Raw genomic sequence first — 19,643 nt, forward strand, 5'->3', positions numbered from 1 at the left:
ACGGTGGAGGCGCCTGTGCAACGGGAGTCACCTGGACGATGCAGGGTGCGCAGTGAACACGTCGTTGCCAAACGTATTCAGCTCGTTGTCCCGCGCGTAGCCCAGGTGCGATAGCCCAAAGATATCTTCCAGACTGCGCAGCAGGCCGTAGTGGTTGTAATCCTTATCGGACTGCGTGCCGGGCGCGATATAGGGCGACAGCAGCACTGCTCCGATTTGGCCACCGCCCGGACCGATCTTGCCGCCAGGCTGCGGGCCGCCCGGCAACGGTTTTTCGTTGCAGCAGGCTTTGCCGTCGTTGCCTTCGTCGAAGGTGATGATCAGCAGGCCGTCTCGCTTGAAAGCGGCCGAATCGACAATGCGCGGTACCCAGCTACGTAGGAAAGCGTCGGCTGAAATCAGACCACCGGGTTCGCCGTTCTTGCAAGGGGCGTCGTGACCGTCATGGCAGAGGTTGGGCGTGATGTAGACGAAGTTCGCGGTGCTGTCGAGCCGGGCGAGATCGCCGGCGAGGTGATCGAGGTTCACCACGCGGGTGTTGCAGTATTTCTTGTCGTCGATGATCTTATGGAAGTAGACGAACGGATCATGCTTGGCAGCGTACTGGTCTTGCGGCGCGGCGTGTTCGGTGATGTCGGGCGTGCCAATCACTGGGTGCGCGCAGGTGGCTGCCTCGCGCGCGGGATCCTTGCCCATGTCTTCCATGTATGCCTTCCAGGTAAAACCTGCGTCGGTTAGCTGATTGGCAAGCGTGTTCACCTGTTTGGGATAGACGCAACCCGTGCCCGGCCATTGTCCGTTCGCATCGGGCTTCTTTTCCGTGGGTGTGAATTCGCTGAAGGTCGGACAATCCGCTTGCGTGGCCGGATTGGGCGCCTGCCCGCTGATCATGGCGATGTAGTTGTCCAGGCTGTAGTGGCCAACGCCGTAATAGTTGGGCAACAGGGCGCCTTGTTTGGGCAGCTCGCGGGCGAGATACGGAGCGATCGACTGCGGCCCGAAGGCGATCGGGTAGGATTCGTTCTCCAGCATGATGACGAAGACGTGCCGGATCGGTGGCGGCGCCGAAGACGTGGCGGCCAGGCACGTTACCGATGTGCCCAACGTCATCAGCAGCACGGCGAGGAAACGGTAGGGACACGTCAGCAAGCCGCGACGCAGGGAGAAATAGCCGGTTAGACGAAACATCCTTGAGATCCTTGGGGCAGGTACGTGGGGCGTGATGCAATGCGTAATGCCTATTGCAGCTGCCTTGAACGAAAGGATCAAGCCGGCCGGACAACTGAGCGCCCATCAACGCATGCTCGCTTGTTCGGCCTGTCCATCCCCTGCGCAAGCAGGGGATGAAAGCGGGGCGGTATCAGGCGCGCCCGTACACGTCGTCGTAGCGCACGATATCGTCCTCGCCCAGATAGCTGCCGGATTGCACTTCGATCAGTTCCAAAGGCACTTTGCCCGGGTTGCGCAGGCGGTGCACGCTGCCGAGCGGAATGTAGGTGCTCTGGTTTTCCGTCAACAGGAACACTTTTTCGTCGCAGGTGACCTCGGCCGTGCCGGACACCACGATCCAGTGCTCCGCCCGGTGGTGATGCTTCTGCAAGCTCAAGCTGGCGCCCGGCTTCACCACGATGCGCTTCACCTGGAAGCGCCCACCGGCCTCCAGCGAGTCGTAGCTGCCCCACGGGCGATGCACCACGCGGTGGAAGGAATGCTCGGTACGGCCTGAAGCCTTGAGCTGGTCGACTACTTTCTTGACATCCTGCGCAGCGTTGCGATGCGCGACCAGGGTGGCATCCGGCGTGCTCACCACGATCAGGTCGTCTACGCCCACCGTGGCAATCATGTGGCGGTCATGCGAGCGCAGCAGCGAGTTGCGCGTGTTGACCGTAAGCGTGTCGCCTTCGCGCTGATTGCCATGTTCGTCATGTTGGCCGGAAAGCCACAGCGCCGACCACGAACCGATGTCGCTCCACGCACAGCTCACCGGGACCACTGCGGCGCGCGAGGTCTTTTCCATCACCGCATAGTCGATGGAGTTGTCCGGTACTTTGGCGAAGGATTCGGCATCCACGCGCACGAAATCCAGATCGCTGTGGCCGGTCGCATAGGCCTTGCGTACTGCTTCGAGCATCTCAGGCGCATGCTGCCCCAGCTCTTCGAGGTAGCGGGCAGCTTTGAACAGGAACATGCCGGAATTCCAGTCGTAGCCGCCGTCTTTGAGGTAGCTTTCGGCAGTGGCCAGATCCGGCTTCTCCACGAAGCGCTCCACCCGGAACGCGTTGCCGCCGATCGACTCCGCACGGCGAATGTAGCCAAAGCCGGTTTCCGGGCGATCCGGGCGGACACCGAAGGTCACCAGCCAGCCGTCGCGGGCCGCGGGCAGGGCTTGTTGCACTGCTGCAACGAAGCCCTCGGTGTCGTCTAACAGGTGATCGGCAGGGAGTACCAGCAAGATCGCCTGCGGATCCCGCTCCAGCGCCTTCAGGGCGCCCAGGGCAATGGCGGGAGCGGTATTGCGGGCTACCGGCTCCAGCAGGATGTTGGTGCCTTTTACACCAGCCTCAAGCAGCTGATCGGCGGCGAGAAAGCGGTGGTCCTCGCTGGCGACGACGATAGGGGCAGTCACTTCCGGCAACTTTTGCGTCCGGATGACCGTTTGCTGAAATAGCGTGCCATCGCCACTAAGCGACAGGAACTGCTTGGGCAGGTTCCGGCGGGAGACGGGCCATAGGCGAGTACCGCTGCCGCCGCTGAGAATCAAAGGGATCAGCATTTAACGAGCCTGCTTCGCGAGTGTGTCCAGAACATGGTCCAGGCCTTGCTGCCAATCGGCCAGAGCATAGCCGAAGTGCTGCTGAAAGCCCTGGTTGTCCAGCACGGACCAGGCCGGACGCTGAGCTGGGGTGGGGTAGTCGGCCGTGGTGATCGGCAGAACCTTCGGCTTGCGTGGAATCAACCCGCGGGCGTGGGCCTTTTCCAGGATAGCATCGGCGAAACCATGCCAACTGGTGTGGCCGCTCGCGACCAGATGGTGGACGCCCTGCAGCTTCGCTCGCTCGCCTGGGGCGGCTGCTTGCCATGCTGTCAAAGCGGCAAGCGTGGCGCGTACGATAATGTCCGTGCTCGTAGGGGCGCCCTGTTGATCAGCAACTACACGCAGTTCATCGCGCTCGGCCCCCAGTCGCAGCATGGTGCGCAGGAAGTTGTGGCCATGCGGCGCGTAAACCCAGGCAGTGCGAAACAGCAGATAGGCGGCGCCGCTGACTCGCAGTGCCTGCTCGCCGGCAAGTTTGCTTCGTCCGTACGCACCTAGCGGAGCAGTCGTTGCATCGACTGCGTATGGCGATGTGCCATGCCCATCGAACACATAGTCGGTCGAATAGTGCACGACCAGCGCCTGATGGGCTGCCGCCCAGCGCGCAATGACGCCAACCGCTTCGCCGTTTACCGTTGTGGCAAGCAGCTCTTCCTGTTCGGCGCGATCAACTGCGGTATAGGCTGCGGTGTTGATGATGACGCTGGGGCATAGCTTGTCCAAAACCTTATTCAGCGCGTCAGGAGTCGAGAGGTCGGCCATTTCCGCCGGCCCCCCATCGAAGCGTGTGCCGTCCCGGCTGGCTGCGAATACGCGACCTAGCGTGGATAGCTCGCCATGTTCGATAAAACTGCGGCCAAGCTGGCCATTGGCACCAAGCAACAGGATGTTGTTCATTCGGCGAATAGGGGCAGTCTTTCCACAGGGACATCGGCCAGCAAGGGCGCTTTCAGATCTTTATCGGAAAGCTGTGGTGCGCTGATCGGCCAATCGATGCCAATCGCCGCATCGTTCCAGCAAACGCTCGCATCGGCCTTCGCGTCGTACAGTGCCGTGCATTGATATGAAAACGTAGCGTGATCGGACAGCACGCAGAAGCCGTGCGCAAAACCTTCCGGGATCCAGAAATGCCTATGGTTGTCGGCGCTGAGCATCACAGCGGCCCATTGGCCAAACGTGGGCGAGCCGCGCCGGATATCTACCGCCACATCGTAGACCTCGCCCTCCAGCACGCTGACCAGCTTGCCCTGGGGATTGGGCCACTGGTAGTGCAGTCCGCGCAGCACACCCTTGCTGGAGCGCGATACGTTGCTTTGCACGAAGCTGGAACTGATGCCGGCGGCGTGATATTTGGCCTGGTTGTAGCTTTCGTAAAAGAAGCCGCGTGCGTCGCCAAAAACCTGGGGTTCGATAACGACGGCGCCCGGCAGGGCGGTCTGGATGACCTTCATTTGACAAGACCCTGTTCGACAAGACGGATGAGGTATTGGCCGTAGCCGGTCTTCAGCAGCGGAGCTGCGAGGCGCCGGACTTGCTCGGCGTCGATCCAGCCATTGTTGTAGGCCACCTCTTCAGGGCAGCACACCTTCAGCCCCTGCCGGTTCTCAATGGTTTCGATGTAGTTGCCGGCTTCCATCAGCGATTCGTGGGTGCCGGTGTCCAGCCAGGCATAGCCACGGCCGAGTTGTTCAAGGTGCAGCGAATTGCCTTCCAGATAGCGGCGATTGAGATCGGTGATCTCCAGTTCGCCTCGAGGAGAGGGCTTGAGTTCCGCCGCATGGTCGCAAACGCTCGAGTCATAAAAGTAGAGGCCGGTCACGGCGTAATGCGACTTGGGCTTGGCGGGCTTTTCCTCCAGTCCGATCACGCGGCCGCTGGCGTCGAATTCGGCCACACCGTAGCGTTCAGGGTCGCGTACCCAGTAGCCGAATACGGTCGCCCCTTCGCCGCGTGCGTCTGCGCGCTTGAGGCGTTCCGTCAAGCCGACGCCATAGAAAATGTTGTCACCCAGAACAAGGCAGCTGGGGTTGTTGGCGATGAAGTTGCGGCCAATCAGGAACGCCTGGGCCAGGCCATCCGGTGAGGGTTGCACGGCATAACGGATTTCGATGCCCCATTGCGAACCGTCACCGAGCAGACGCTGAAACAAGGCCTGCTCATGGGGAGTATTGATCACCAGGATCTCCCGGATGCCCGCCAGCATCAGCGTGGCCAGCGGGTAGAAGATCATCGGCTTGTCATAGACCGGCAAGAGCTGCTTGCTGACCGCCTGGGTGATGGGATAAAGCCGGGTGCCGGACCCTCCCGCCAGGATAATGCCCTTGCGTGCGCTCATACGCCCAGGCGCTCCATGCGGTAGCTGCCATCCAGCACGCGCTGCACCCACGACTGATTGGTGAGATACCAATCGACGGTGGCTTCGATGCCGCTCTCGAAAGTATGCAAGGGTTTCCAGCTCAGTTCGCGCTGCAGCTTACTTGAGTCGATCGCATAGCGGCGGTCATGGCCGGGGCGGTCCTTGACATAAGTAATGAGGGACTCGTGCTTGCGGCCATCCGGGAGCGGGCGCTTGGCATCGAGCAGGGCGCAGATCGTTTTCACCACAGTGATGTTGGTGCGTTCGGCATTGCCTCCCACATTGTAGGTCTCGCCGACACGGCCACCATCGAGCACGCGGCGAATGGCCGAGCAATGGTCGGCCACGAACAACCAATCACGAACGTTGAGGCCGTCACCATAAACCGGCAATTGCTCCCCCGCCATAGCCTTCTGGATCACTAGGGGGATCAGTTTTTCCGGGAATTGGAACGGTCCATAGTTGTTCGAGCAATTAGTGGTGAGAGTGGGAAGGCCATAAGTGTGATGGAATGCGCGTACTAGGTGGTCCGATGCTGCCTTTGAGGCAGAGTAGGGTGAATTCGGGGCGTAAGGTGTGGTTTCAGTGAAGGAGCCTTCGTCGCCTAGCGAGCCATAGACCTCATCAGTGGAAATGTGCAGGAAGCGGAAGGAATCCTGGTCGTGGCCGCTCATGCTGCGCCAGTAATTTCTTGCGGCTTCGAGCATCCCCAGGGTGCCGACCACGTTGGTATGCACGAACGCCGCGGGCCCATCGATCGAGCGATCGACGTGAGATTCAGCGGCGAAATTGACGATCGCAATGGGCTGGTGCGCTTGGAGCAGCTCAGCTACCAGCGTGTGGTCGCCGATATCGCCCTGCACGAAAACGTGCCGGTCGTGACCCCGGAGGGACTCAAGCGTGTCGGGATTCCCCGCATACGTGAGTTTGTCAAGATTGATCACCCGCAGGCCGTCCCCGACAGCCTGCAAAACGAAATTGGCCCCTATAAAACCGGCTCCTCCGGTAACGAGCAATGTCTTCATGTATGGCTCCAAATGGGGGCGGTCATTTTGTCATAGAGCTGCACGCAATGCTCCGGCAGCTACAGATCGCCAGGCTTGGGGCTGTCCGGCTGCCGCTGCATGAAGGTTCAGGGCCAAATTGGTAGCATATAGGGTTCGTCCTTACTCGAGATTTCGGGGGCCCTAAGTATGAAGTCAGTCAGCAAGCGCGGTCCGTTGGGCCTGGGAACACGGGCTATTCACGCAGGTCAACAGCCCGATCCCAGCACCGGCGCGATCATGACGCCTATTTATGCAACGTCCACGTATGTACAACAGAGTCCTGGCAAGCACAAAGGGTACGAGTACTCTCGCACACAAAACCCTACGCGCATGGCCTACGAGCGCTGTGTAGCGGACCTTGAAGGCGGCGTTGCAGGATTTGCGTTTGGTTCCGGCTTGGCCGCCGCCGCCACGGTACTGGACTTGCTGGATTCCGGCAGCCACATCATTGCAATGGATGACCTGTACGGCGGCAGCTATCGCTTGTTCGAACGAGTGCGGCGTCGCTCGGCGGGATTGGATTTCAGCTTCATTGATCTTAACGATGCTGATGCCCTCAAGGCAGCGCTGAAGCCCAATACCCGCATGATTTGGGCCGAAACCCCGACCAACCCAATGCTCAAGCTCGTGGATATCGCCAAATTAGCGCGTTTCGCGAAAAAGCATGGGCTGGTCCTAGTTGTGGACAACACTTTCTGCTCCCCTATTTTGCAGCGTCCGTTGGAGCTTGGTGCCGACCTCGTCTTGCATTCCGCGACCAAATATCTGAACGGTCACTCGGACATGGTTGGCGGTATTGTCGTTACTGGGAATCCGGAACTCACTGAGCAGATGGCGTTTCTGCAGAATTCCGTCGGCGCGATTGCTGGGCCATTCGATTCGTTTCTAGCCATGCGAGGGCTCAAAACCCTACATTTGCGCATGAGGGCGCACTGCGAAAGCGCGCTTGAGCTGGCACGCTGGCTGGAGACGCATGAGGCTGTGGAGCGGACGCTCTATCCAGGGCTGAAAAGTCATCCGCAACATGCGCTTGCGCGGCGCCAGATGGCTGGATTTGGTGGCATCATTTCTATAACACTGAAAGGTGGGCTGAAAACTGCGCGGCGCGTGCTTGAGCGATGCCAATTGTTTTCGTTGGCGGAGTCATTGGGCGGCGTTGAAAGTCTTATAGAGCACCCGGCTATCATGACGCATGCTTCCGTTCCGCCCGCAAATCGAAAGAGGCTGGGCATTAGCGACAGCCTTATCAGGTTGTCGGTCGGTGTTGAGGATGTTACAGATCTCAGGAATGAGCTTGCCGATGCGCTAGGTAAGTGAAGTCAGGCAGCTTCTTTTGACTTTCCGCTTCAGGTTGAATGTTGCTCGTCCTCAGTCTGCTTGAATTTACGTGGTTCTACTCAGTATCGGTGAAAAGGTGTTTCGCGCGATGAAATGGATAATTGCTCCCTTCCAAATAACGGGGAAAAACCATTCACTCATATTTGAGTTGGCAAAACGTGACGTCGAAGGCAGGTACAGAGGGGCGAGCTTCGGGCTTTTGTGGTCGTTGATAAGTCCGTTTTTGTTGCTATGCGTCTATACCTTCGCTTTCGGAACCGTGATGGGTGGACGCTGGCCGCAGGTGAAAAACGAAGAAGCCCATTATTCGATCATCATTTTTGCGGGCATGATCGTTCATGGATTTTTGGCCGAATGTATTAATCGGTCACCGTTGCTAATTGTCGCCAATCCAAATTTTGTGAAGCGGGTAATTTTCCCGCTCGAAATTCTTCCTTTTCCAATGGTGTTGTCGGCACTGTTTCATGTCTTCATGAATCTGATTGTTTTTATTGTGTTGCGCTTGGTGCTCGACGGCGCCTTTTCATGGACCACCATTTTCTTTCCGTTGGTTTTGATTCCTTTGATTGTGTTGTCAATGGGAATTTCCTGGTTCTTGGCGTCCTTTGGTGTCTTCATGAGAGACGTTGGGCAAATTACAGGAGTGTTGACGCTGGCCTTACTATTTCTGTCGTCAGCGATGATGCCGCTCGATTCTGTGCCAATTTCCTATCGATGGGTGTTTCAATTCAATCCGTTGACTTTCATAATCGATCAAGCCAGGAACGTGTTGCTGTGGAATAAAGCGCCAGATTTGGTGGGTTTGAGTCTGTATCTCGCTATGGCAGTCATGGTGGCGTACGCGGGATATGCGTGGTTTGCAGCAACCCGCAATGGATTTGCAGATGTTCTCTAAGTCAGCTATAGAGGTGCGCGACCTCTCAAAAGCGTTTCCGATTTACAGCAAGCCGCATCATCGATTGATGCAAATGGTGATGCCTGGGCCAAAAGAGCGCTGGTTTCGCGAATTTCGCGCGCTCAAGAACATCAGCTTGGATGTGGCCCGTGGTGAGACGGTTGGCATCGTGGGACGAAACGGATCAGGCAAATCGACTCTGCTTCAGCTGATCTGCGGAACGCTCTCGCCAACTTCCGGTGAGGTGCGGGTCAACGGAAGGATTGCCGCGCTCCTGGAGCTTGGGGCGGGCTTCAATCCGGAATTTACGGGACGGGAAAACGTTTTCTTGAATGCGGCCGTGCTTGGACTTTCCCACGCGGAAATTCGAGAGAAATTCGCTGAAATCGAGGCTTTCGCGGACATCGGCGATTTCATCGATCAGCCTGTCAAGAGCTATTCCAGCGGCATGTATGTGCGCTTGGCTTTCGCGGTCGCCATCAATGTTTCGCCCGAGATACTGATAGTGGATGAGGCACTTTCAGTTGGCGATGAAGGATTTCAGCGAAAGTGTTTTGCGAGAATTGATGCGATTCGCGACTCTGGGGCGACGGTACTTTTCGTCTCGCACTCCGCAAGCACGGTCGTTGATCTTTGTGACAGGGCAATTCTCCTTGATCATGGGGAATTGCTGATGCAGGGCACGCCGAAGCAGGTTGTTTCGACCTATCAGAAACTTCTGTATGCGCCTGCCGATCGAGTTGCGCAAATCCGAGCCGAAATACTTGCGGCTGGTACAAATCGTATTGCGAGCTCGAAAGAGATTGAAGTTGTAGATGAAGAGGGGCCTGGGTTCCAGCGAGCTGCTGACGCAACGGTTGAAGAAGATGGCATCCAAGCGTACTGGGAAGAGGGATTGAAGCCTTCGAGCACAATCCTGTATGAGCAGCGAGGCGCGAGAATTGACGAGCCTCACCTACAGACGCTTTCTGGAGAAAAGGTCAACGTCCTAATCCCCGGGGAGACCTACGTATATACCTATAAAGTACGGGTGGAACGCACACTCAGCAACGTGCGGTGTGGCATGATGATTCGGTCTCTCACGGGCATCGAAGTTGGAGGAGCGGTGACAGCTATGTCCAAAGACGCCATTTCGATCGTCGGAAGTGGTGAAGTTTTGAGCGTGCGTTTTCGATTTAGATGTCTTCTTGCCTCAGGAACCTATTTCCTGAACGCGGGCGTTCTTGCCGGGTTCGAAGAAGGTGAAGAATACGTTGATAGACGGATCGATGTCGCAATGTTTCGTGTCATGCCGTACAGCGATAGGCTCGCGACGGGATTTGTTGATTTGGATGTAGTGCCACAGATATCAGTAGCTTCATGAAACCGAGAAAAAAGACGGCTATCCTTGTCGCTGGGATGCACCGCAGTGGGACGTCCGCATTGGCGGGCGCGCTTAAGCTAACTGGCGTCTCTTTGGGGCGGCGGTTGCTGGAGCCCGGTCAAGATAATCCAAAGGGTTATTGGGAACATCGTGACGCAGTGGTGATCCATGAACAGCTGCTGGAGGCGCTGGGGCGCCGTTGGGACGATGTTCGCCCGTTACCGGACAAGTGGATGCTCAGTGATGCGGCGCAAATGGCGAGATCCCAGATAGCAGATCTGATTCAAAGGGAATTCGAGGATGCCGAGGTTTGGGCGGTAAAAGACCCTCGAATGTGCAGATTGTTGCCATTATGGATAGAAGTTCTGCGAGAGTGTGAGATTAGGGCGGTCACCTTGATGGCGGTCCGCGCTCCAAGTGAAGTGGCGGCTTCCATCCAGGCCAGAAACCATTGGGCATTGCCCATAGGTGAATTGTTATGGCTTCGGCATGTTATCGAAGCCGAGTCGGCGAGTCGGCAAGTCGAGCGAACGGCGCTTCTGTATGAAGATCTAATCGCGGACCCATCGGCGACGATTACTAGGGCTTTGGCTCGGGTCGACGTGCATTTGCCGTTCAACTCGGCTGTCGATGAAGGTGCATTAACGAAATTTGTCGATCGTGCTGACCGTCATCATGTCCATCAGGCGCTTTCGGGCAATGACTCGCCGCTATTTCCCATTGTGGAGAAAGCCTACAAGGCGTTATCAAGAATCGCGCACGAAGATGACGACCGGAGCTGGGCATCATTGGCAGAATGTGCCGGAGCATTGGAAATCGAATGGGGTAAATATGGGTCAGTTGTTTCGGCAGTGGCCGAGATGGCGTATAAATTCAGTGTGGGCGAAGCAAGGGCCAGAGCCGAGATCTCTGACGTTGCGAGTAAATTGAACGCTCAGATTTCCTGGTCAGAAGAGGCGGCCCAGAATCTGCGAAATCTCCGTGAAGAGCGTGACCGAATTGTAAGCGAAAGGGACATGGTCTGTGAGGAGCTGGGAAGAATTCAGAGCGAACGGGATCAAGTTCGCGATGAACTAAGCAAGATTCGAAACGACCTAGATTATGCTCATCATGAGTTGCGGCAGCTTCGCAATCATCTGGAGGAAGTCTGTAATGAACGAGATCAGATGGGTAGAGGTTTGACCATTGCAATGGAGCGTTCTGCCGGCCTCGAATTCGCCAATGACAAGCTTCGTAAGGAGCTTGATGCTGTTCAGGGATCTTGGTCGTGGCGGATGATGGGGCCGTTCAGGGCGATGGCACGTGCAATTAAAATGGTAGCGCGTTGATCGTCGAATTCGATCGACGTTACGCGACATCCGCTACGGTAAAGAATTTAAACGACTTCTGGTGCTCTCGTGATTTTCTATACATCTATCTGCTCAAACTACCTGCCGAAGGCGATGGCCTTGGCAGAATCTGTGAAAAAGCATTGCAAAGATGCGAAATTTGTTTTGTGCCTTGTGGAACGGGAAATACCTGCCGTCGCGAGAAATTTTGCGCACTTTGACGATGTCAAGCTCGCAGAAGATGCTGGTTGGGAGAATTTTGATGCATTCATATTTCGTCACTCCATCGTAGAGGCATCCACGGCGGTCAAGCCTCGCTTCATGCAGTATTTGATGGAAACGTACCGTGATGAAGATAAGTTCGTTTATCTTGACCCGGATGTTTTAGTGTACGGGGAATTTATCGAGCTGGACGCCATGCTTGAAAAGGAGTCCATTGTTCTTTGCCCGCATCTATTGCGCCCCGGCAATGTTGATATGGAAATCAGCTCACTGGCGCATGGCACGTACAACCTGGGTTTTCTTGCTTTGAGAAGGTCGCAGAACGCGGCCGAATTCCTTGGGTGGTGGGCTGAGCGCCTGTTTCATTACTGTTATGACGACAAGAGCAAGGGTATTTTTACCGACCAAAAATGGATCGACCTAGCACCGTGCTTCTTTGACGTGAAGGTTTTCAAACACCACGGCTACGATTTTGCGACATGGTCGTTGCTGGGGAGCGATCTGCGGCAACTTGATGGTGACTATGTGGTAAATGGGGATCCTCTAAGGTTTATCCATTTTTCAGGACTGGATTCCGGTACAATCGACAAGGCAATTGGCTGGTGGCTTGATGAAGCGAACAAAGACACGTTTGTGTCTCTGTACCGTCAATACAAGGAGTTGCTGCAAGCACATGGGCAGGCAAACCTCGGTAAGACTCGCTGGAGCTACTCGACCTATGTCAGCGGGCAATCCATTGGTCAGCGAGCGCGGATGGCATATCGAGATAGCGAACTCTGGCAGAAGTTGCCGAGGCCGTTCGATAGCAGCGATGAGGAAATGATCGCTCACGCCAGTGCCTCGGGTAGGCAGCGACAATCCGGAGATCAGGCTACGTCCCAGCAGCCTGTACCAGCTGGAGTTCTGACCCGGCTTGGCAAATCTATAGATCAGGTGGGTTTGGGGCCGACGATGCTCAAGGCGATCCGTAAGGTGGTAGGTAGGGGTTGATATGCAGGATGGAGTCAGGGGAAATGGGAAGTAAGGTTTCAATAGTTATCCCTTGCTATAACGCAGGGGATTATCTTGATGAAGCGGTTCAATCCGCACTGGCCCAAACGTATCCCAATGTCGAGATTATTATTGTCGACGATGGGTCCACGGACGCAGCAACGCAAAAGATCCTAAAGAATGCACAATGGCCGCGCACGCGGGTCATTCATCAAGCAAATGCCGGTCCAGCGGCTGCACGTAACAAAGCAGTGCTTGAGGCTAGTGGCGCATATATTCTTCCCCTGGACGCAGATGACATCATTGAGCCGGAGTATGTCGCAAAAGCTGTAGCAATTTTGGATGCGCGTAATGAAGTAGGCGTGGTCTATTGCAAGGCAAGAAAATTTGGCGATGAATCTGGACTTTGGAATCTACCTGCTTACACGCTCCAGGAACTCGTTATAGACAACGTGATCTTTGTGACCGCACTTTATAGAAAAGCGGATTGGGAGGTCGTGGGCGGCTATAACGAGAATCTGCGGCATGGCGTAGAGGATTACGACTTCTGGATTAAGATCGTTGATCTTGGGCGTGAGGTTGTCCAGCTGGACGATTGTCTTTTCAACTATCGTATTCAGGCTAAGTCTCGCACGAAGTCGTTTGGCGAGGTTAGAGCGAACATGGTAGACACGTATGCCGAGATTTTCCGATCGAATATCGGTTTCTATGCCAAAAATGCTCACTATCTATTTGAACATCGTTTCGGACTCTACGACGAACTTCAGCATTGGCGTGCCCGATATGGACGCGTTGATGGCTATTTGGTCAGCCATCCCAAGTTGCTGAAAGCTCTGAAGTACATAAAGAAATTGGGTAGTGTTTTAGTTGGCCGCCGGTAACCAAGACTAACGCATCGCCTCGAAGTCTTTTGGAACCGGCAAAGATTGCGCGGCAGTCCTAGCAGTCGCGCACCCGAAGCATTCGCGCGATCTCTGGGTTTCCTGATTTCATCGTCTGAAAATTCGCGGATAGTCCAGGTCATCTTCGTTTTGTGGCCAGGACCTCAGCATTACGCGCGCCGCCGCGGACGGTTGCGTGGTCGCGGCGCCCGGAAAGATTGCACGTCCGATTGACACGGAACCTAAGAAGAACTCAATTTGAGTCTTGAGACGCATGTTCTGGCGCCGTTCTCATCTTCCGCATATACGGTTACGCGGCCTGCCAGGCCCTGTAGCGCGACCTCGGCAGGGGGCTGTCCTGGAATCACCACGGGATAGCGCGTAAGCCAGGACGTGCCCGTCAGGCAATCCAGATGCAACGTGAGGGGCGCCTCGATTCCAAGTGGCCTCACCAGCACTGACTGCCAGCGTACATCATAGGAGCCGAGCCCGCTTTTCGAGGTGCTCAGTAACTCGATGCGTGGAGTCAGATTGCCTGTCACAAATTCATCGTGCGAAATCATATGGGCAAATGGCACGGCAAATGGCTCGATCGGAATGCGCACTGTCGGCCCGGACTTGTCCATTTTGTCGATGTTTGCAAACGCTAGGCCACGGAACTGATTGAAAAGACTGTCTATCTCACGTGGAGAGAGCGTAGGGAATATCGTTTCGTAAGCGTGGAGGTCCACGTTTGCCAAGTGTATGGCTTCCAACGCCGGCAGGCCTTCCCCTCGTAAAACATGCCCATAGTTGCCAATGATTGCGAGCGGCCGGCCGTTGTTCTTCCTATATAGTGCCCGCCAGTCCGCTGTGAATTGGCTGTTTACCGGCTTTAGTATGTCATTCGCACGCATGAGAGGATTAAATGCGCCGTAAACAACAATCTGCGCGGCCGCGGCGCATGTCAACATGACAATACCAGCCCGGATTGCGTGATCCTCGGTCTTCCAAGCGAATGCAAGGAATATGTAAGCAGTCAACAGTGCGAGAAGAGGGACGTAGGGGAGGTAATTAATGCAGAAAAAATATGTTTGCATTTCCTTTGTTGGCGGAAAGAAAAATCCCGTTATGGAAAAAAATAATGCTGGCACAAGAAAGCTTTCAAGTTTGAATTTCTCCACCCTGGAAAGGATGATGGCGGAATAAAAATTGACTAGCAGGGAAAAACCAAGATGCATTCTCCTGCCTGCACCCAGATAGGAGCCGGTGAATCGGGCTAAAACGTCCGGAAGACCTGCCAGCATGTAGATTAGCAGCGCCCCTGAAACCATGCCCACCAGCACAGTTAGCTTGAGATTGGACCGGGACCATTGAATGATCGGCATGCAGGCGAGGGCCGTTAATGGCAGGATGGAGCCGGCCATGCTGAATTCGTAAATTGCGTAAAGTGATGGCGCTGAACTGTCCGGCATTGCGGGAAAGAAAAGGCTCAGGACAGCCTTGTAACTCGACTCTCCCCCTGAAACGGAATGTTTTCCGGGATAGCTGGTATTGGCTACCTGACGGACAAAATCCCAATTCAAGAGCAAATACGAGCCTGCCGCTGACGCGGCCGCCAAGCTTGCAAAAAGCAGGCTTCTGCGGGTGAGAAGGTCAGGTCGGCAAGCGATGGTAAGTGGTATGAGGCAGATAGCAGTCGACATGTAAAACGGAGGGTACATCTCACCAAATAGCAAATGTCCCAAGGACCAAAATAGCAGACCAAACCTATAGATGTCTCGGACTCGGCTTGTAAAGATCGCAAAGGGAAGGATGCAGGCACCCAGCGCGGGAAAATTGCTGGTCCACCACATCTGAAAGAATTCGCTGAAAAGAATTGAAAAGGCGGTAATGATTGCGATACTTCTTTTTGCGCCGATATTGGACAGAAACCATACGGTCGAGACTAAAAAAAGGGCGTTATAATAAAAACCTTGGAGCGAAAGGGCGGCGGTTGGCGGTATCAACCAATAGAATGCCTGATTAGGTAAAAAGAAAAGCGAAGCGTTCGCGTGAGGTATCGCTATGAACCAGTCGAGTCGTTCGTAATAGGGTCTTAGTGTTGAAAATAGCGAAAAGCTTTCATGATAAGCCTGTTTAAACATTGGCAGATATGTAGACCACTCGTCTCCACGGCCCTCTTTAGGAGTGCCAATGATTGTATTGGTAGTCGTATCGCCCAAGATCCGTAGTGCAATGAGGTAGTGACTTTGATATAGTCCAAACGTAATCCAGATCACGAAAGTAACGAATAAGAGAGCTGTAAACGCCAGAGTCCAATACTTATCTTCTTTAGAATTGAACATCGTGGCCGCCTTGAATAGATGGAGTGTAAAGGGATGTTAGACCGATCGTCATGAAGAAAAGCTCTAGAAACGTTTATGCAAAATCAGGTCGAATCGGATAGATACTGGCTACCCTAAATGAGGGTTTCATACACTGGGGTAAGTTGGTGACGCGCTTTTTGTCTCCAGCCCAAGGCCGCACGGCACATGCAATTAACCCGTTGGCGATACCTCGAAATGCGGGAAAATGAAATCAAGTCAATGGAACTTTCAACTCATGCATAAGCTAATAAAAAATTGGCGTTATCTGACAGTTATCTCCATGATATTTGTGATCGGTGCCGCATTGCGATTGCACCTTCCAGATATTCATCGCCAGCTTAATGTGGGTGACGAGACGACCTATAATTATGCGGCGTTGGATATTGTCAAATACGGAACCTTGACTCGTGAAATCGCGGGCGAAATGTATCGGGGCGAGAAACCTGTTGAGCCCAGTTCATGGATGTCGCCTGGATATCCATTGTTTCTAGCAGCCGTCTACAAGCTTGGAGGTACTCAGTCGACCGTGTTTGCGTTGCAGATTGCACTATCAATCGGCACGTTGGCGATGATTTATTATCTTCTCATTTTGCTTGAATTGCGTAAGGTGGCTGTAGTCGTTGCAATGGCTGTTGCTGCAGTTTATCCCGGGTTTATATATAATATAGACCGCCTGCTTACCGAGCATGTTTTTGTTGCTTTTTTCCTTGCCTATGCCATTTTTATGACCAGGGCAGTGACAAGGCGTCATCTCGTCGACCTGGCTTTCGCCGGGATCTTTCTCGTTTTGGCCATCCATGTTCGTTCGCACGCTGCACCATTTGTTGCTGTGTCGCTTGCGCTAATTCTTGCCAACGGAAAAAATCACGCGAGCAAGCTAAGGCAATGCGTGGCATTTCTGATGCCCATTGGGATCCTTATGATCCCTTGGTGGATTCGGAATCTGGAGGACTTCCACAGATTCATTCTTTTGTCTGAAGGCGGTACCGGGGCTAAGACTTGGGGAGATACGCCGTATTTTATTGACATGAGTTCAACGGCAGACAAGACGTTAAATGAAGTGCTGAGTGTAAATCGCGGTGCTGATTCAGGTGTCTTTTACCGCTGGCATATCTTTGGATTCATTCAATATATGTGGGGGGACGTGTGGGATGAGTGGATAGTTCATCCTATCAAGTCGCTGCGGCCATTTCTGGTACTTCAGATTGCCGTAGTCGTCCCGACGATTATGGCTATTCCGCTCTTGGTTCGCAGAGCGTCATTAGGCGTGCTATTCGCATGCTCGGTTCCCATCTTGTTTACCTTGATGAATATGCCCTTTCATGGGCTGCCGCGCTACGTATATCCAAGTCTTCCTTTTGTATTTGTGGTTTTCGGCGCGCTGGTAGATCGTGCGGTCAATCATGTCCAAAGGGCGCGTAATCAGGCTACCGAAAATCAGGGTATGAAGTTGGTTTTTGCCGCCGGCGTGCGATTGGATCGCATGATACGTTTGTCGGCTGTCTTTGTTACCACCGTAATGTCGCTGCTAGTTGGCTACAGTGTATATGTGTTTTCCGCGCACGAGAACACGGAAATGTCTCATTATCGCTTGGCCAGGTATATGGGGGTGCATGAACTGCCCTCGGGCGAGGCATTGATGTTAGAAACGTTTTCGGCGAAAGACTTCACCGTAGAAAGCGCGCGAGGCAGACCCTGTGGGCCTGATATTTGCTATCAAAACAATGGTGCAGCGCCTTCTATTCTTCGGCTTGACGTGCGTCAAATCGCGACGGATCAGCCGGTTGTCACGGCTGTAACCATTGACTCGAAAGGGGGCTACATTTTTGATTACACGACGGTCTATTGGACAGCCAAAGGAATTCCCCCCTTCTCGGAGGACCATGTTTATCGCTTCCCCACATCGAGCTGGACGACTTCGAAAACCATATACATAGATAGCGACGTTTCTAGCCTGCTGATAGTGCCGTATGTGTTCCGGCGAGACTCCTTCTCGATGTCGGACATCAAAGTCAGCAAATTTGCGGTCAAAAAGAATGCCAAAAATTAGAGCGCATGGATCAGTGGTTAAGAAGCGCGTATCAATCGAGATGGAGGGCTGGACGCCATTTCAATGGGGCGACCTTCCAGCTTGAGCGGCAGTTTTGATCGGGGATTCTTTCAGCCCAGGGCGATTCCCCGTCTTACAGGCTTGGCCCAAGCAAAACTGAAGTTTCGAGACAAACTGTCGGCCAAGTAGCCCCGGTAAAGCTGAAGAGCCAATTCACCGAAAGCCACGTAGCCGGCACCTTAAATGGGGCGGGGTGAGGGCAGTCGGCAGGTCGAGGACGTATTGGAGCCGGGGATTGCTGAAATCACGTACTATGCCTGGCGGCTCGGATATGGGCATGGATGCTTGAGCGCTCATCGATTGCGCGATCTGTTGGCCAGGCACACGAAAATGTGCGCCGATCTTGCAATCGGGAAGCAAGCCTTGAAGGAGGTCATCATCGCAAAAGCTGTAGGCTCGGCAATCAACCGTACGGAGCGGCGTATCTCTATCCGCTCCAATCAACTCGGGTGAGACTGCGATACACGAATAGCCGTGTCGTCAGCGTATCAATTGCTGGTTCCGGTGATTATTACTCCGCACATGATCAAGGCGGCCCCCATCCAATATTGAAGAGTTACCCGCTCTCCAAAAAAATATGCCGATCCAATTGGGACGATAACGAATGCCAACGCCATGAACGGATATACCGTTTTGAGTGGCGCCGTTCGGAGAACCCAAATCCAAGCCAACGTAGCGATCGCGTAAACAATCAAAGAAGGGACTAGGCGAAACATTACCCTGACTGAAAGGAAATTCTTATCAGTTGCCCAAGCTAACGCAGTTGATTTGAATAGGAGCTGTCCTACTGCAAGCGAAAACACCACGGATAAAGTGGCTAGTGCGACCCTGAAATTCATTGTTTTTAGCCCAGATCTGTTTTTTGGGAAAAGTAGCGCTTTGCGGTCTTGGAATTGCCCAGAATCGGATGCAGTGCCTGACTTGGAGAGTTTTCTATATCGTAGCTGAGAAAGCCTAGAATCAACTGAAGACCGACTATCAAGAGCATCGAAGCAATCACGGCAGTGCCTGCGGAGGCTGGAATGCCGGTTTCCACCGACCTTATCCATCTGCTGATACCGAATCCTCCGCCAATAATAAACATCCCCAATCCAATCGGTAGCTCAAGGGATGCGAGGGACATGTCGCGTAAATAATAACTATAGAAAATGCGCTTCAAAAAGATTACGACGTGTTTGACCAGAAATTCGCCGAGGACCTTGGATATTTTTAAATTGCTGACCTCATCCTCGTATTTGGCGTCCATTGGTATGTCTCGTACAACGGCGCGAAATGTGCCAAGTCTAAAGAGCATGTCGGTTTCGAAAAAATACCTTTTGCTGATTTTCTCCAAGGGGAGGAGCTTGACAATGCTTGCATGGACTGCTGTATAGCCATTAGTGGGGTCAAAGATATTCCAATAACCGGTCGATAGCTTTGTGAGAAGAGATAGCACAGCATTGCCAAAAATTCGGATCCGCGGCATGCGCTGTATATTTTGGAGATCGAAAAAGCGATTGCCCTTGGTATAATCTGCATCGCCGTTCGCTATGGGGAGCGCGAAAGACATGGCGATCTTGGGATCCATTTGCCCGTCACCGTCGATCTTGATAATTATCGAGGCGCCGTCGGTCACCGCTTGCCTATAGCCGGCCATCACCGCCCCTCCTACACCAAGATTTTGCTCGTTGAAAATTACGCGTACTCTGGAATCCCTGCACTGGCTTTGGACATAATGGCCACTCCCCTCCGGACAGCAGTCGTCGACAACGTATATGAGATCTACTTCAGAGCCAATATCTGATATAACTCCCATTACATGGGAGCGGACTTTGTACGCCGGTATTACCACCGCGATTGACAAGTCTTCTACGTTGTGCATGATTTTAATGGAAGAATGATTGAGTTTAAGATATAGCGCGTAAAATATAGCCCAATTTTCTGATTGTGCCTAGAGTGTGTTTGTTTTGCC

General features: G+C 53.9%; 16 protein-coding genes. 7 read left to right on the top strand and 9 right to left on the bottom strand.

Annotated features, from left to right (window positions below):
* Positions 1 to 27: 27 nt before the first annotated feature.
* The 6 genes from EKH80_RS15580 to rfbB form a co-directional block, all read right to left on the bottom strand.
* A complete protein-coding gene (locus EKH80_RS15580; protein WP_126685705.1) occupies positions 28 to 1,188 on the bottom strand; it encodes an alkaline phosphatase family protein in 1,161 nt (386 codons plus the stop codon).
* Positions 1,189 to 1,360: 172 nt separating this feature from the next.
* On the bottom strand, positions 1,361 to 2,773 hold the full coding sequence (locus EKH80_RS23985) for a mannose-1-phosphate guanylyltransferase/mannose-6-phosphate isomerase (RefSeq protein WP_196240399.1): 1,413 nt from the start codon (positions 2,771 to 2,773) through the stop codon (positions 1,361 to 1,363).
* Positions 2,774 to 3,712 (bottom strand): dTDP-4-dehydrorhamnose reductase, encoded by a 939-nt coding sequence (rfbD, locus tag EKH80_RS23990; RefSeq protein ID WP_196240400.1) that lies wholly within the window; start codon positions 3,710 to 3,712, stop codon positions 2,774 to 2,776. It lies immediately after the preceding gene.
* Complete coding sequence (gene rfbC / locus EKH80_RS15590) at positions 3,709 to 4,266, bottom strand: dTDP-4-dehydrorhamnose 3,5-epimerase (protein ID WP_126685706.1); 558 nt, start codon at positions 4,264 to 4,266, stop codon at positions 3,709 to 3,711. Before rfbC ends, rfbD begins: the two co-directional genes overlap by 4 nt.
* Positions 4,263 to 5,150 (bottom strand): glucose-1-phosphate thymidylyltransferase RfbA, encoded by an 888-nt coding sequence (gene rfbA / locus EKH80_RS15595; protein ID WP_126685707.1) that lies wholly within the window; start codon positions 5,148 to 5,150, stop codon positions 4,263 to 4,265. The genes rfbC and rfbA overlap by 4 nt, the downstream gene beginning before the upstream one ends.
* Positions 5,147 to 6,196, bottom strand: coding sequence for a dTDP-glucose 4,6-dehydratase (gene rfbB, locus EKH80_RS15600; RefSeq protein WP_126685708.1), 1,050 nt, complete (start codon positions 6,194 to 6,196; stop codon positions 5,147 to 5,149). The genes rfbA and rfbB overlap by 4 nt, the downstream gene beginning before the upstream one ends.
* Before the next feature lie 168 nt (positions 6,197 to 6,364).
* Between rfbB and EKH80_RS15605 the strand changes: the two genes are divergently transcribed.
* The 6 genes from EKH80_RS15605 (at position 6,365) to EKH80_RS15630 (ending at position 13,234) form a co-directional block, all read left to right on the top strand.
* Entirely contained in the window at positions 6,365 to 7,534 is a 1,170-nt protein-coding gene (locus EKH80_RS15605; RefSeq protein ID WP_126685709.1) for a trans-sulfuration enzyme family protein, read from the top strand.
* 97 nt (positions 7,535 to 7,631) lie between these two features.
* A complete protein-coding gene (locus EKH80_RS15610; protein ID WP_230473733.1) occupies positions 7,632 to 8,450 on the top strand; it encodes an ABC transporter permease in 819 nt (272 codons plus the stop codon).
* The gene (locus EKH80_RS15615; RefSeq protein ID WP_230473734.1) at positions 8,428 to 9,813 is read left to right on the top strand and encodes an ABC transporter ATP-binding protein; all 1,386 of its coding nucleotides are present in this window, start codon (positions 8,428 to 8,430) and stop codon (positions 9,811 to 9,813) included. Before EKH80_RS15610 ends, EKH80_RS15615 begins: the two co-directional genes overlap by 23 nt.
* Positions 9,810 to 11,141, top strand: coding sequence for a hypothetical protein (locus tag EKH80_RS15620; protein WP_126685710.1), 1,332 nt, complete (start codon positions 9,810 to 9,812; stop codon positions 11,139 to 11,141). Before EKH80_RS15615 ends, EKH80_RS15620 begins: the two co-directional genes overlap by 4 nt.
* Before the next feature lie 69 nt (positions 11,142 to 11,210).
* Entirely contained in the window at positions 11,211 to 12,353 is a 1,143-nt protein-coding gene (locus EKH80_RS15625; protein WP_126685711.1) for a glycosyltransferase family protein, read from the top strand.
* 23 nt (positions 12,354 to 12,376) lie between these two features.
* Positions 12,377 to 13,234, top strand: a complete 858-nt coding sequence (locus EKH80_RS15630; RefSeq protein ID WP_158628853.1) for a glycosyltransferase family A protein — start codon at positions 12,377 to 12,379, stop codon at positions 13,232 to 13,234.
* Positions 13,235 to 13,476: 242 nt separating this feature from the next.
* Here the strand turns inward: EKH80_RS15630 and EKH80_RS15635 are convergent, their stop codons facing one another.
* Complete coding sequence (locus EKH80_RS15635) at positions 13,477 to 15,561, bottom strand: DUF7657 domain-containing protein (protein ID WP_126685713.1); 2,085 nt, start codon at positions 15,559 to 15,561, stop codon at positions 13,477 to 13,479.
* A gap of 256 nt (positions 15,562 to 15,817) precedes the next feature.
* Between EKH80_RS15635 and EKH80_RS15640 the strand changes: the two genes are divergently transcribed.
* Positions 15,818 to 17,632 (top strand): glycosyltransferase family 39 protein, encoded by a 1,815-nt coding sequence (locus EKH80_RS15640; protein ID WP_158628854.1) that lies wholly within the window; start codon positions 15,818 to 15,820, stop codon positions 17,630 to 17,632.
* Between the two features lie 548 nt (positions 17,633 to 18,180).
* Here EKH80_RS15640 and EKH80_RS24455 read toward each other — a convergent pair.
* Positions 18,181 to 18,531, bottom strand: coding sequence for an EamA family transporter (locus EKH80_RS24455; RefSeq protein ID WP_126685715.1), 351 nt, complete (start codon positions 18,529 to 18,531; stop codon positions 18,181 to 18,183).
* Positions 18,532 to 18,536: 5 nt separating this feature from the next.
* Complete coding sequence (locus EKH80_RS15650) at positions 18,537 to 19,553, bottom strand: glycosyltransferase family 2 protein (RefSeq protein ID WP_126685716.1); 1,017 nt, start codon at positions 19,551 to 19,553, stop codon at positions 18,537 to 18,539.
* Positions 19,554 to 19,643: the final 90 nt, after the last annotated feature.

Source organism: Dyella choica, assembly GCF_003977665.1.
GTDB classification, from domain to species: domain Bacteria; phylum Pseudomonadota; class Gammaproteobacteria; order Xanthomonadales; family Rhodanobacteraceae; genus Dyella_B; species Dyella_B choica.

Coding starts and splice junctions, on each gene's coding strand:
- EKH80_RS15615 (WP_230473734.1), top strand. CDS start 8,428: ATGGATTTGCAGATGTTCTCTAAGTCAGCTATAGAGGTGCGCGACCTC.
- EKH80_RS15605 (WP_126685709.1), top strand. CDS start 6,365: ATGAAGTCAGTCAGCAAGCGCGGTCCGTTGGGCCTGGGAACACGGGCT.
- EKH80_RS15630 (WP_158628853.1), top strand. CDS start 12,377: ATGGGAAGTAAGGTTTCAATAGTTATCCCTTGCTATAACGCAGGGGAT.
- EKH80_RS15580 (WP_126685705.1), bottom strand. CDS start 1,188: ATGTTTCGTCTAACCGGCTATTTCTCCCTGCGTCGCGGCTTGCTGACG.
- rfbA (WP_126685707.1), bottom strand. CDS start 5,150: ATGAGCGCACGCAAGGGCATTATCCTGGCGGGAGGGTCCGGCACCCGG.
- EKH80_RS23985 (WP_196240399.1), bottom strand. CDS start 2,773: ATGCTGATCCCTTTGATTCTCAGCGGCGGCAGCGGTACTCGCCTATGG.
- EKH80_RS15620 (WP_126685710.1), top strand. CDS start 9,810: ATGAAACCGAGAAAAAAGACGGCTATCCTTGTCGCTGGGATGCACCGC.
- EKH80_RS24455 (WP_126685715.1), bottom strand. CDS start 18,531: ATGAATTTCAGGGTCGCACTAGCCACTTTATCCGTGGTGTTTTCGCTT.
- EKH80_RS15635 (WP_126685713.1), bottom strand. CDS start 15,561: ATGTTCAATTCTAAAGAAGATAAGTATTGGACTCTGGCGTTTACAGCT.
- rfbC (WP_126685706.1), bottom strand. CDS start 4,266: ATGAAGGTCATCCAGACCGCCCTGCCGGGCGCCGTCGTTATCGAACCC.
- rfbD (WP_196240400.1), bottom strand. CDS start 3,712: ATGAACAACATCCTGTTGCTTGGTGCCAATGGCCAGCTTGGCCGCAGT.
- EKH80_RS15650 (WP_126685716.1), bottom strand. CDS start 19,553: ATGCACAACGTAGAAGACTTGTCAATCGCGGTGGTAATACCGGCGTAC.
- rfbB (WP_126685708.1), bottom strand. CDS start 6,196: ATGAAGACATTGCTCGTTACCGGAGGAGCCGGTTTTATAGGGGCCAAT.
- EKH80_RS15640 (WP_158628854.1), top strand. CDS start 15,818: ATGCATAAGCTAATAAAAAATTGGCGTTATCTGACAGTTATCTCCATG.